At 38.9% G+C, this 12,367-nt stretch carries 12 protein-coding genes and 3 pseudogenes; 14 read left to right on the top strand and 1 reads right to left on the bottom strand.

Annotated elements, in window-relative coordinates; genetic code table 11:
- Positions 1–378, bottom strand: a pseudogene (locus HT723_RS05470) (transposase family protein); the annotation flags it as partial.
- Between the two features lie 344 nt (positions 379–722).
- On the opposite strand from HT723_RS05470, the gene HT723_RS05465 reads away from it, so the two are divergent.
- The 14 genes and pseudogenes from HT723_RS05465 (at position 723) to HT723_RS05400 (ending at position 12,320) form a co-directional block, all read left to right on the top strand.
- Positions 723–1,676, top strand: a complete 954-nt coding sequence (locus HT723_RS05465) for a class I SAM-dependent methyltransferase (protein WP_138700671.1) — start codon at positions 723–725, stop codon at positions 1,674–1,676.
- A 49-nt stretch (positions 1,677–1,725) separates the two neighbouring features.
- Positions 1,726–2,916: an acetate kinase gene (locus HT723_RS05460; protein ID WP_138700670.1), complete on the top strand. Its 1,191-nt coding sequence runs from the start codon at positions 1,726–1,728 to the stop codon at positions 2,914–2,916.
- Between the two features lie 515 nt (positions 2,917–3,431).
- Positions 3,432–3,887 (top strand): annotated as a pseudogene (locus HT723_RS11905) (hypothetical protein).
- A gap of 5 nt (positions 3,888–3,892) precedes the next feature.
- Positions 3,893–4,438 carry a hypothetical protein gene (locus HT723_RS05450; protein ID WP_050223352.1) on the top strand — a complete coding sequence of 182 codons (546 nt, stop codon included), beginning with the start codon at positions 3,893–3,895 and terminating at the stop codon, positions 4,436–4,438.
- Positions 4,439–4,764: 326 nt separating this feature from the next.
- Positions 4,765–5,136 carry a ribonuclease P protein component gene (gene rnpA, locus HT723_RS05445; RefSeq protein WP_172931036.1) on the top strand — a complete coding sequence of 124 codons (372 nt, stop codon included), beginning with the start codon at positions 4,765–4,767 and terminating at the stop codon, positions 5,134–5,136.
- Positions 5,111–5,935, top strand: coding sequence for a membrane protein insertase YidC (locus HT723_RS05440; protein WP_345890239.1), 825 nt, complete (start codon positions 5,111–5,113; stop codon positions 5,933–5,935). The genes rnpA and HT723_RS05440 overlap by 26 nt, the downstream gene beginning before the upstream one ends.
- A 17-nt stretch (positions 5,936–5,952) precedes the next feature.
- On the top strand, positions 5,953–6,939 hold the full coding sequence (gene jag, locus HT723_RS05435; RefSeq protein WP_172934800.1) for an RNA-binding cell elongation regulator Jag/EloR: 987 nt from the start codon (positions 5,953–5,955) through the stop codon (positions 6,937–6,939).
- Between the two features lie 50 nt (positions 6,940–6,989).
- Positions 6,990–7,611, top strand: a pseudogene (locus HT723_RS05430) (HI_0552 family protein).
- Positions 7,612–7,741: 130 nt separating this feature from the next.
- Entirely contained in the window at positions 7,742–9,199 is a 1,458-nt protein-coding gene (locus tag HT723_RS05425) for a PTS ascorbate transporter subunit IIC (protein ID WP_172934799.1), read from the top strand.
- Positions 9,200–9,221: 22 nt separating this feature from the next.
- Positions 9,222–9,503 (top strand): PTS sugar transporter subunit IIB, encoded by a 282-nt coding sequence (locus HT723_RS05420; RefSeq protein ID WP_000241469.1) that lies wholly within the window; start codon positions 9,222–9,224, stop codon positions 9,501–9,503.
- Between the two features lie 76 nt (positions 9,504–9,579).
- Complete coding sequence (locus HT723_RS05415) at positions 9,580–10,065, top strand: PTS sugar transporter subunit IIA (protein WP_001049927.1); 486 nt, start codon at positions 9,580–9,582, stop codon at positions 10,063–10,065.
- A 16-nt stretch (positions 10,066–10,081) separates the two neighbouring features.
- Positions 10,082–10,747, top strand: a complete 666-nt coding sequence (locus tag HT723_RS05410) for a 3-keto-L-gulonate-6-phosphate decarboxylase UlaD (protein WP_000166727.1) — start codon at positions 10,082–10,084, stop codon at positions 10,745–10,747.
- Between the two features lie 3 nt (positions 10,748–10,750).
- Positions 10,751–11,614 (top strand): L-ribulose-5-phosphate 3-epimerase, encoded by an 864-nt coding sequence (locus HT723_RS05405; RefSeq protein ID WP_061367317.1) that lies wholly within the window; start codon positions 10,751–10,753, stop codon positions 11,612–11,614.
- A 1-nt stretch (position 11,615) separates the two neighbouring features.
- A complete protein-coding gene (locus tag HT723_RS05400; protein WP_001077558.1) occupies positions 11,616–12,320 on the top strand; it encodes an L-ribulose-5-phosphate 4-epimerase in 705 nt (234 codons plus the stop codon).
- Positions 12,321–12,367 lie beyond the last annotated feature (47 nt).

Genomic DNA, 12,367 nt, shown 5'->3' with positions numbered 1-12,367 from the left:
AATTGTTTTTTAGGACGATTGATTTTTACTTCCGTCGCATCAATCATTACCGTGTCCTCAGAACTGAGAGGAGTTCTTGAAATCGTAAAACCACTTTGAACAAGAGTTACTTCAACCCATTGACTCCGATGGGTTAAGTTGCTTTCGTGAATACCAAAATCAGCCGCAATTTCTTCATAAGTTCGATATTCTCGCACATATTGAAGTCGCCATAAGAAGGTCTTCTAGGCTTAGTTTAGGTTTTCGTCCCCCTTTTGCGTGTTTACCTTGATAAGCTGTTTTCAATACAGCTAACATCTCTTCAAAAGTGGTGCGCTGAACACCAACAAGACGCTTGAATCGTGCATCAGTTAGTTGTTTACTTGCTTCATAATTCATAGAACTACTATACCATGTTTTGTTTCGCAGGAAGTCTAATAAATAAAAACTCTTTAAAATTTTGTTGGGAAAATGGGAAAAGATATAAATGGAAACTTAGTATAACACTTGGAAAACTCTGTAAAAATAGTAAGTCAATTCATGCCTCGTTTTTTCTCTAGGGATGGGCGGCTATATTTCTATGACCATTTGTCGTAATAAACATCCCTACCAAGGGTCAATAGAAATAAATTCAACGAAACTTTTGCTGTCAGATTTAGATGCCCAACTTGTCATTTATACTCTTTCATATAGGACTTTCTATAAGGATGGAAAAAAGAAAGGAAATTTGGTAAGATAGGAATATGGATTTTGAAAAAATTGAACAAGCTTATACCTATTTACTAGAGAATGTCCAAGTCATCCAAAGTGATTTGACGACCAACTTTTATGACGCCTTGGTGGAGCAAAATAGCATCTATCTGGATGGTGAGACAGAGCTAAAACAGGTCAAAGAGAACAATCAAGCCCTTAAGCGCTTAGCGCTTCGCAAAGAAGAATGGCTCAAGACCTACCAGTTTCTCTTGATGAAGGCTGGGCAAACAGAACCCTTGCAGGCTAATCACCAGTTTACGCCAGATGCTATTGCCTTGCTTTTGGTATTTATTGTGGAAGAGTTGTTTAAAGAGGAGGAAATCACTATCCTCGAAATGGGTTCTGGCATGGGAATTCTGGGCGCTACTTTCTTGACCTCGCTTGATAAAAAGGTGGATTACTTGGGAATGGAAGTGGATGATTTGCTGATTGATTTGGCAGCTAGCATGGCAGACGTGATCGGATTGCAGGCTGGCTTTGTCCAAGGAGATGCCGTTCGTCCACAAATGCTCAAAGAAAGCGATGTGGTCATCAGCGACTTGCCGGTCGGCTATTATCCTGATGATGCCGTTGCGTCGCGTCATCAAGTTGCTTCTAGCCAAGAATATACTTACGCCCATCACTTGCTCATGGAACAAGGGCTTAAGTATCTCAAGTTAGACGGATACGCTATTTTTCTAGCTCCGAGTGATTTGTTGACCAGCCCTCAAAGTGATTTGTTAAAAGGGTGGCTGAAAGAAGAGGCGAGTCTGGTTGCTATGATTAGTCTGCCTGAAAATCTCTTTGCCAATGTCAACCAATCTAAGACTATTTTTATCTTACAGAAGAAAAATGAAATAGCAGTAGAGCCTTTTGTGTATCCACTTGCTAGCTTGCAAGATGCAAGCATTTTAATGAAATTCAAAGAAAATTTTCAAAATTGGAGCAAAGGTACTGAAATATAAAATAGATTTTGTTATAATAGTTGAAAACGCTTAAAAGAGGTAATTGATAATGACAAAAACAATCGCAATAAATGCAGGAAGTTCAAGTTTAAAATGGCAATTATACTTAATGCCAGAAGAAAAAGTATTGGCGAAAGGCTTGATTGAACGTATCGGTTTGAAAGATTCAATTTCAACTGTAAAATTTGATGGCCGTTCTGAACAACAAATTTTAGATATCGAAAATCACACACAAGCTGTTAAAATCTTATTGGATGACTTGATTCGTTTCGATATTATCAAGGCTTATGATGAGATTACAGGTGTTGGACACCGTGTTGTTGCGGGTGGAGAATATTTCAAAGAATCAACAGTTGTTGAGGGGGATGTTTTAGAAAAAGTTGAAGAGTTGAGTTTGTTGGCTCCTCTCCATAATCCAGCCAATGCAGCAGGTGTTCGTGCCTTCAAGGAATTGTTGCCAGACATTACCAGTGTAGTTGTTTTTGATACTTCCTTCCACGCAACTATGCCAGAGAAAGCTTATCGCTACCCTCTACCAACAAAATATTACACAGAAAACAAGGTTCGTAAATACGGTGCTCATGGTACAAGTCACCAGTTTGTAGCAGGAGAAGCTGCAAAACTCTTGGGACGTCCATTAGAAGACTTGAAGTTGATTACCTGTCATATTGGTAACGGAGGCTCAATTACAGCTGTGCAAGCCGGCAAATCTGTTGATACTTCTATGGGCTTCACTCCTCTGGGTGGTATTATGATGGGAACGCGTACAGGGGACATTGATCCAGCTATCATTCCTTATTTAATGCAATATACAGAGGATTTTAATACACCAGAAGATATCAGTAGTGTTCTTAATCGTGAATCGGGTCTTTTGGGAGTTTCTGCTAATTCTAGCGATATGCGTGACATAGAAGCTGCTGTAGCAGAAGGGAATCACGACGCTAGCTTGGCTTATGAAATGTATGTTGACCGTATTCAAAAACATATCGGTCAGTACCTTGCAGTACTAAATGGAGCAGATGCCATTGTTTTCACAGCAGGTGTTGGTGAAAATGCAGAAAATTTCCGTCATGATGTAATCTCAGGAATTTCGTGGTTTGGTTGTGATGTTGATGATGAAAAGAATATCTTTGGTGTGACAGGAGACATCTCAACAGATGCAGCGAAGATCCGTGTCTTGGTTATTCCAACAGATGAAGAATTAGTCATTGCCCGTGATGTTGAACGCTTGAAAAAATAAGTGAAACTAAAAAAATATTCAATACAAGGAGTTGGGAAAGTTATTTTTCCAGCTTCTTTTTTTAAACTTAACTAGCTTTGAAAGGTAGAAGTCATAGATAGCGGTGGATGATTTTAAGAAGCGTTATAGTGGATTGAGATATAGTACATTGAGTCAAGAATAGGATACATCGGTTTCTGAAATATTGTTAAAAATGAGGATGAATTTCTCAATCAATTTGTTCATATTCTATTTCAATATACTATAAAATGTGAATAAATTAATTAGCTGATTTCAATGCATTTCTAAAAATGTATTAGAAGTCGTATTGTGCTGTTGTAATTTAAATTTGCTATAAAAGTGATAAAAGATAACTTATTTCCAATTTTCGCTTAGAATGACAGGTAGCATCAATTAATATTTTATATTATGTCAATTTTTGATTGTATCCGCTTACAATTTATGCTATAATAGTACAGTAATAAGTTATAAGAGCTGTTGTATCGTTCTTGGTTTATAGTTATGGAGGTAACATCATGGGTACTATTATGGAATTTGCAACAGAAAAACAGATTGAATCATTTCTTTCAACTTGTCATATCGAGGGACAAAGGAATTTTCTGATGGCTTTTAAGAAAAAGACATGGCTGAAATCCTTTATTGATTTTTTCATTATAGGAGGAGTCTACTATGTTCAGTCGAGTGTGAAGCCAAAGATTATGTCATTCACATCTAAGGGGATTTACTTGATGGACATTAGTGATGTAACTGAAAATCGGCCTAATCAAGTCATTGAAATGTCCTGAAGTCAAGTTGAATATTTTAGTTATAACACAGTCTTGAACACAGTTAGAATTAAATGGCACTATCAAAGTGAACAGTACATCTTTTCAGTAGATGTAGGTAATATCAGTCAACATTTAGGACAGTATCAATTTAACAAACAACATTATGACTATTTAGCACAACACGATTTCTTTCAGAAAGAGTGAATGACATGAAAAAGATAATTACAAAATGTATTGTTATTGCTACGACTTTGCTTATTATGGTACCGAGTTTTATAGGGATTGCATACGCTAATGAAACAAAGGTTCCAAATACAACTGTAGAGTATATTGATGTTGCCGAAGTAGAGAAGGATTTGAAATTCTTGTTTACAGAAGCGACGAGTTATGAGAATGGCGTTCTTTATGTTAATAAAGAATTATTGACAGAACGCTATGGCACTTTAGCACCGTATATTGTAATGGGCATTGAACGTATTTATACAGAGCCTAATTTGGTTCAAAACTTGCAAGCCTCTTTACAAGATAGAGATTTTGTTTCATGTATGCGTGATGAGTTGATTGGTATGATTCCAGGTATGGAACTTGTTGATTTAATGAGAGGGGACATTATCAGTTATATTCAAGGTAAAATGTGGGGCAAAGCTGCCTCATATATAGCAATGGAACTTGCTAAATTTGGCATGAAGAGTAACGTTGCAGGAATCGTTGCACAATTAGGAATCTCTGCTGGAAAATGTGCTATTTGGGGTTAGTTATGCTTAAATACTTGTAATTAAGAATGTTAAAATGATAATTCTGTCTTTAATGAATGTGATAAAGTGGTTGGAAAATAAATTTTCTAACCATTTTGTCGTTTTTAGTGTTTACAGGGAAAATGACTTCAAATTTTTTAAGTTTTAAGTATAGACTGTTACGGGAACGGTAGACATTGTGACAATAAGAAAGAGAATGAAAGCACGACGAAAAGGATTAAAAAATAAACAAGAGAATATTGGTAGAATTGTCCAAAACCTTGCTATGATTGGCTTTTTTGAAAAATATGGTATAATAGTAGTAATTTAATAGATGGAGTTGAGTTTTGAAGAAAAACTTTCGTGTAAAAAGAGAGAAAGATTTTAAGGCGATTTTCACGGAGGGGACAAGTTTTGCCAATCGCAAATTTGTGGTCTACCAACTAGAAAACCAGAAAAACCATTTTCGAGTAGGTCTATCAGTTAGCAAAAAGCTGGGGAATGCGGTCACTAGAAATCAAATCAAGAGACGAATCCGACATATTATCCAGAATGCAAAAGGGAGTCTGGTAGAAGATGTCGACTTTGTTGTCATTGCTCGAAAAGGGGTTGAAACCTTGGGATACGCAGAGATGGAGAAAAATCTACTCCACGTATTAAAATTATCAAAGATTTACCAGGAAGGAAATGGGAGTGAAAAAGAAACTACAGTTGACTAGTTTGCTAGGACTGTCTCTATTGATCATGACAGCCTGTGCGACTAATGGGGTAACTAGCGATATTACAGCCGAATCGGCTGATTTTTGGAGTAAATTGGTTTACTTCTTTGCGGAAATCATTCGCTTTTTATCGTTTGATATTAGTATCGGAGTGGGGATTATTCTCTTTACGGTCTTGATTCGTACAGTCCTCTTGCCAGTCTTTCAGGTGCAAATGGTGGCTTCTAGGAAAATGCAGGAAGCTCAGCCACGCATTAAGGCGCTTCGAGAACAATATCCAGGTCGAGATATGGAAAGCAGAACCAAACTAGAGAAGGAAATGCGTAAAGTATTTAAAGAAATGGGTGTCAGACAGTCAGACTCTCTTTGGCCGATTTTGATTCAGATGCCGGTTATTTTGGCCCTGTTCCAAGCCCTATCAAGAGTTGACTTTTTAAAGACAGGTCATTTCTTATGGATTAACCTTGGTAGTGTGGATACAACCCTTGTTCTTCCGATTTTAGCAGCAGTATTCACCTTTTTAAGTACTTGGTTGTCCAACAAAGCTTTGTCTGAGCGAAATGGCGCTACGACTGCGATGATGTATGGGATTCCAGTCTTGATTTTTATCTTTGCAGTTTATGCGCCAGGTGGAGTCGCCCTATACTGGACAGTGTCTAATGCTTATCAAGTCTTGCAAACCTATTTCTTGAACAATCCATTCAAGATTATCGCAGAGCGCGAGGCTGTAGTACAGGCACAGAAAGATTTGGAAAATAGAAAAAGAAAAGCCAAGAAAAAGGCTCAGAAAACGAAATAATAAGGAGGAATCTGGTAATGGTAGTATTTACAGGTTCAACTGTTGAAGAAGCAATCCAAAAAGGATTGAAAGAATTAGATATTCCAAGGAAGAAGGCACATATTAAAGTCATTTCTAGGGAGAAAAAAGGCTTTCTTGGTTTATTTGGTAAAAAACCAGCCCAAGTGCATATTGAAGCGATTAGTGAAACGACTGTTGTCAAAGCAAATCAACAAGCTGTAAAGGGAGTTCCAAAACAAATCAATGATTTGAATGAGCCTGTTAAAACAGTTAGTGAAGCGACCGTTGATTTGGGTCATGTTGTAGAGGCAATTAAAAAGATTGAGGAAGAAGGCCAAGGTATTTCTGATGAAGTCAAGGCTGAAATCTTAAAACATGAAAGACATGCCAGCACTATCTTAGAAGAAACTGGTCACATTGAGATTTTAAATGAACTTCAAATCGAGGAAGCGATGAGGGAAGAAGCAGGCACTGATGACCTTGAAACTGAGCAAAATCAAACTGAAAATCAAGACTTGAAAGAGATGGGCTTGAAGGTCGAGCAAAGTTATGATATTGCCCAGGTGGCTACGGATGTGACTGCCTATGTTCAAGCGATTGTGGATGACATGGATGTTGAAGCTACACTTTCAAATGACTATAACCGTCGTAGCATCAATCTACAAATTAACACCAACGAACCAGGTCGTATTATCGGTTACCATGGTAAAGTCTTGAAGTCCTTGCAACTGTTGGCTCAAAATTATCTTTATAATAGCTATTCAAGAACCTTCTATATTACAATCAATGTCAATGATTATGTTGAACACCGTGCAGAAGTCTTGCAGACCTATGCGCAAAAATTGGCGACTCGTGTTTTAGAAGAAGGGCGCAGTCATCAAACAGATCCAATGTCAAATAGCGAACGCAAGATTATCCATCGTATTATTTCACGTATGGATGGTGTGACTAGTTACTCTGAAGGTGATGAGCCCAATCGCTATGTCGTTGTAGATACAGAATAAGTAAAATCAGGGTTGACCTGATTTTTTGCTAGCTAGAGGAGATGAAACGGATGTTGAATAAGATAAGAGACTATTTAGACTTTGCTGGTTTGCAGTACCGTAATCCTGATAAAGCGGGAGCAGAGCGAGAGAAGATGCTGGTATTCCGCCACAAAGGGCAAGAGGCACGAAAGGCTTTTACAGAACTGGCAAAGCCTTTCAAGCAAGCCATCCAGAATGGCAACTCCAACAGACTAGTCAGTGGATGAATCAGGCCCAGCGTTTGAGACCGCATTTTTGGGTTTATCTACAGAGAGACGGACAAGTGACAGAACCTATGATGGCCTTACGTTTGTATGGGATATCTACTGACTTTGGAATTTCTTTGGAAGTCAGTTTCATCGAACGTAAGAAGGAGAGCAAACTTTAGAGAAACAGGCCAAGATTTTAGACATTCCAACCGTTAAAGGAATTTATTATCTAGCTTACTCTGATGGCCAAAGTCAACGGTGGGAGGCGAACGAAGAAAAGCGTCGCACTTTAGTCGAGAAGATAGGCAGTCAAGAAATCCGAAAAGTGCTAGTTAAGGCAGATGTTTCTATGACAGAAAAGTCGTCTGAAGAAGAAATCGTAGAAGGCTTATTGAAGTCTTATTCTAAAATTCTTCCCTATTATCTAGCTACGAGAAAATAAGATAATTTGTAAAACATCATAAATCATACAGTCCAAGAGTGAACAGTCCGCTGTGTAATTCTTGGTCTTTTTGTTTGCGCTTTCGCATTATATAATAAACTTACAAAAACAATTCAAAAGGAGAACAATTATGGAAGTCGTTTCAAGTGTTCTAAATTGGTTTTCTAGCAATATTTTGCAGAATCCCGCATTTTTCGTAGGTTTATTGGTGTTGATAGGATATGCACTTTTGAAAAAACCTGCCCATGATGTTTTTTCAGGGTTTGTTAAAGCAACAGTAGGGTATATGTTGCTTAACGTGGGTGCTGGTGGTTTGGTTACAACCTTTCGTCCAATCTTAGCAGCTCTTAACTACAAATTCCAAATTGGTGCAGCGGTTATCGACCCTTACTTTGGACTTGCTGCAGCAAACAACAAAATTACAGCAGAGTTTCCAGATTTTGTTGGAACTGCAACTACAGCTCTATTGATTGGTTTCGGAATAAATATCTTGCTCGTAGCTCTTCGAAAGATTACGAAGGTAAGAACCCTCTTTATTACTGGTCACATCATGGTACAACAAGCTGCAACAGTATCTCTTATGGTTCTATTCTTAGTACCACAATTGCGCAATGCTTACGGTACAGCAGCGATTGGTATCATCTGTGGACTTTACTGGGCAGTTAGTTCAAATATGACTGTTGAGGCAACTCAACGCTTGACTGGTGGTGGCGGATTTGCGATTGGTCACCAACAGCAATTTGCAATCTGGTTTGTAGATAAAGTAGCAGGACGCTTTGGTAAGAAAGAAGAAAGTTTAGACAATCTTAAATTACCTAAGTTCCTCTCAATCTTCCACGATACAGTTGTTGCATCTGCTACCTTGATGCTCGTATTCTTCGGAGCCATTCTTTTAATCTTGGGTCCAGACATTATGTCTAATAAAGAAGTCATCACTTCAGGAACTCTATTCAATCCTGCTAAACAAGATTTCTTTATGTACATTATCCAAACAGCCTTTACCTTCTCAGTTTACTTGTTCGTTTTGATGCAAGGTGTCCGAATGTTCGTATCTGAGTTGACAAACGCCTTCCAAGGTATTTCAAACAAATTGTTGCCAGGTTCATTCCCAGCGGTTGACGTTGCAGCTTCTTATGGATTTGGTTCTCCAAATGCTGTCTTGTCAGGATTTACCTTTGGTTTGATTGGTCAATTGATTACAATTGTTTTGCTCATCGTCTTTAAAAATCCGATTCTTATTATTACAGGATTTGTACCAGTGTTCTTTGACAATGCAGCCATTGCGGTCTACGCTGATAAACGCGGCGGATGGAAAGCGGCTGTTATCCTTTCCTTTATATCAGGCGTCCTTCAAGTTGCTCTAGGAGCTCTTTGTGTGGCCCTTCTCGATTTGGCATCTTATGGTGGCTACCATGGAAATATCGACTTTGAATTCCCATGGCTTGGATTTGGATATATCTTCAAATACCTTGCTATTGTTGGTTATGTACTTGTGTGTCTCTTCTTGCTTGTTATTCCTCAACTTCAATTTGCCAAAGCAAAAGATAAAGAGAAATATTACAACGGTGAAGTTCAAGAAGAAGCTTAGTATCTAGAAAAGGAGAAATAAAATGGTTAAAGTATTAGCAGCGTGCGGAAATGGAATGGGTTCCTCAATGGTTATCAAGATGAAGGTTGAAAATGCTCTCCGTAAGCTTAATCAAACAGATTTTACAGTCAATTCATGCAGTGTCGGTGAAGCTAAAGGTTTAGCAGTAGGATATGACATCGTAATCGCTTCTCTTCATTTGATTCAAGAATTGGAAGGGCGAACTAATGGGAAGTTAATTGGGCTTGATAACTTGATGGATGATAAAGAAATCACCGAAAAACTCAGTCAAGCACTACAGTAAAAGGTTGGAGGGGGCTGGACAGAAACTGAGAGTTATCGTTTCTGTCCTTCTCCCTCTTTAAATAAAGGAGGCAGATATGAATTTAAAACAAGCTTTAATTGACAACGACTCGATCCGACTAGGTTTAGAGGCTAACGATTGGAAAGAAGCAGTCAAGGTAGCAGTAGATCCCTTGATTGAAAGTGGGGCAATTTTGCCAGAGTATTACGATGCTATCATTGAATCGACTGAAGAGTATGGGCCTTACTATATCTTGATGCCAGGTATGGCTATGCCCCACGCTAGACCTGAAGCTGGTGTGCAAAGTGATGCCTTTTCATTGATTACCTTACAAAATCCTGTTGTATTTTCAGATGGGAAAGAGGTATCTGTTTTGTTGGCACTAGCAGCAACAAGCTCAAAAATTCACACAAGTGTAGCCATTCCACAAATTATTGCCCTGTTTGAATTAGACGATTCTATTGCACGTTTACAGGCTTGCCAGACTAAAGAAGATGTCTTGGCTATGATTGAAGAATCTAAGGATAGCCCTTATCTCGAAGGATTGGACTTGGAAAGTTAGAAAGAGGAATAAAGAAATGACAAAAAGAATACCTAATTTACAAGTTGCATTAGACCATTCAGACTTGCAAGGAGCGATTAAAGCAGCTGTTTCTGTTGGTCAGGAAGTAGATATTATCGAAGCTGGAACTGTTTGCTTGCTTCAAGTTGGAAGTGAACTGGCTGAAGTCTTGCGTAGCCTTTTCCCAGATAAGATTATTGTGGCAGACACAAAATGTGCTGATGCTGGTGGAACAGTTGCTAAAAATAATGCGGTTCGTGGAGCAGACTGGATGACTTGTATCTGTTGTGCAACCATCCCTACTATGGAAGCAGCTCTAAAGGCTATCAAGACTGAACGAGGAGAACGAGGCGAAATCCAGATCGAGCTTTATGGCGATTGGACTTTTGAACAAGCTCAGCTTTGGCTAGATGCAGGTATCTCACAAGCTATTTATCACCAATCTCGTGATGCTCTTCTTGCTGGTGAAACTTGGGGTGAAAAAGACCTTAATAAGGTTAAAAAACTCATTGACATGGGCTTCCGTGTATCTGTAACAGGTGGTCTAGATGTAGATACTCTCAAACTCTTTGAAGGTGTTGATGTCTTTACCTTTATCGCAGGTCGTGGAATTACAGAGGCTGCGGATCCAGCAGGAGCAGCGCGTGCCTTCAAGGATGAAATCAAACGAATTTGGGGGTAAATCATGGTACGTCCAATTGGAATTTATGAAAAGGCAACCCCAACACACTTTACTTGGCTAGAACGTTTAAATTTTGCCAAGGAGTTAGGCTTTGATTTTGTCGAGATGTCTATTGACGAACGTGACGAGCGTTTAGCAAGACTTGACTGGAGTAAGGAAGAACGCTTGGAAGTTGTCAAAGCAATCTATGGAACTGGTGTTCGTATTCCTTCTATCTGTTTTTCAGGCCATCGTCGCTACCCATTGGGTTCAAAAGATCCAGTTCTAGAGGAAAAATCTCTAGAACTCATGAAAAAATGTATCGAATTAGCTCAAGACTTGGGAGTTCGTACGATTCAATTAGCTGGTTACGATGTTTACTATGAGGAAAAGTCACCCCAGACACGCCAACGTTTTATCAAAAATTTGAGAAAAGCCTGTGACTGGGCTGAAGAAGCTCAGGTGGTACTTGCTATTGAAATTATGGATGATCCTTTCATCAATAGCATCGAAAAATATTTGGCTATAGAAAAAGAGATTGACTCTCCCTTCCTCTTTGTATATCCAGATATTGGTAATGTGTCTGCATGGCATAATGATATCTATAGTGAGTTTTATCTTGGTCATCATGCCATCGCAGCTCTCCATCTCAAGGATACTTATGCAGTGACAGAAAGTTCAAAGGGCCAGTTCCGAGATGTACCTTTTGGGCAAGGTTGTGTTAAATGGGAAGAAGCTTTCGATATTTTAAAGGAAACCAATTATAATGGACCTTTCCTAATCGAAATGTGGTCTGAAAATTGTGAAACAGTAGAAGAAACACGCGCAGCCATTCAAGAGGCGCAAGCTTTTCTCTATCCACTCATTAAGAAAGCAGGTTTGATGTAAGATGAATCAAGTAATCAATGCTATGCGTAAACGAGTCTGTGATGCCAATCAATCATTGCCAAAACATGGACTTGTCAAATTTACCTGGGGGAATGTATCTGAAGTCAATCGCGAACTCGGTGTCATTGTTATCAAACCATCAGGCGTGGATTATGACGAATTGACACCTGAAAACATGGTAGTGACTGATCTAGATGGTAAGATCCTAGAAGGGGATTTAAGACCATCTTCCGACCTCCCAACTCATGTGCAATTATATAAGGCTTGGTCAGAAATTGGTAGTGTGGTTCACACCCATTCGACAGAAGCTGTTGGTTGGGCTCAGGCAGGTCGTGATATTCCTTTCTACGGAACAACCCATGCAGATTATTTCTACGGTTCAATCCCTTGCGCCCGTAGTTTGACCAAGGACGAAGTAGAAGTGACCTATGAAAAAGATACTGGCCTGGTTATCGTAGAAGAGTTTGAACATCGCGGACTTAACCCGGTTGAAGTACCAGGAATTGTTGTACGCAATCACGGTCCATTCACCTGGGGCAAAAATCCAGAGAATGCTGTTTATCACTCTGTCGTACTAGAGGAAGTATCAAAGATGAATCGCTTTACAGAACAAATCAATCCAAGAGTTGAACCTGCTCCCCAGTACATACTAGAAAAACACTACCAACGTAAACATGGACCAAATGCTTATTATGGTCAAAAGTAAGAACGATGAAGGAGGAGAAAAAGATAAATTTATACTGGACTAAAATC

It is taken from the genome of Streptococcus sp. 2106, assembly GCF_013277315.1.
GTDB classification, from domain to species: Bacteria; Bacillota; Bacilli; order Lactobacillales; family Streptococcaceae; genus Streptococcus; species Streptococcus pseudopneumoniae.
Note: the sequence above shows the minus strand (reverse complement) of the source record. Positions and strands in the feature narration are given on the sequence as shown.

Coding starts and splice junctions, on each gene's coding strand:
- HT723_RS05415 (WP_001049927.1), top strand. CDS start 9,580: ATGAATTTAAAACAAGCTTTAATTGACAACGACTCGATCCGACTAGGT.
- HT723_RS05405 (WP_061367317.1), top strand. CDS start 10,751: ATGGTACGTCCAATTGGAATTTATGAAAAGGCAACCCCAACACACTTT.
- HT723_RS05460 (WP_138700670.1), top strand. CDS start 1,726: ATGACAAAAACAATCGCAATAAATGCAGGAAGTTCAAGTTTAAAATGG.
- HT723_RS05400 (WP_001077558.1), top strand. CDS start 11,616: ATGAATCAAGTAATCAATGCTATGCGTAAACGAGTCTGTGATGCCAAT.
- HT723_RS05420 (WP_000241469.1), top strand. CDS start 9,222: ATGGTTAAAGTATTAGCAGCGTGCGGAAATGGAATGGGTTCCTCAATG.
- HT723_RS05465 (WP_138700671.1), top strand. CDS start 723: ATGGATTTTGAAAAAATTGAACAAGCTTATACCTATTTACTAGAGAAT.
- jag (WP_172934800.1), top strand. CDS start 5,953: ATGGTAGTATTTACAGGTTCAACTGTTGAAGAAGCAATCCAAAAAGGA.
- HT723_RS05425 (WP_172934799.1), top strand. CDS start 7,742: ATGGAAGTCGTTTCAAGTGTTCTAAATTGGTTTTCTAGCAATATTTTG.
- HT723_RS05410 (WP_000166727.1), top strand. CDS start 10,082: ATGACAAAAAGAATACCTAATTTACAAGTTGCATTAGACCATTCAGAC.
- HT723_RS05450 (WP_050223352.1), top strand. CDS start 3,893: ATGAAAAAGATAATTACAAAATGTATTGTTATTGCTACGACTTTGCTT.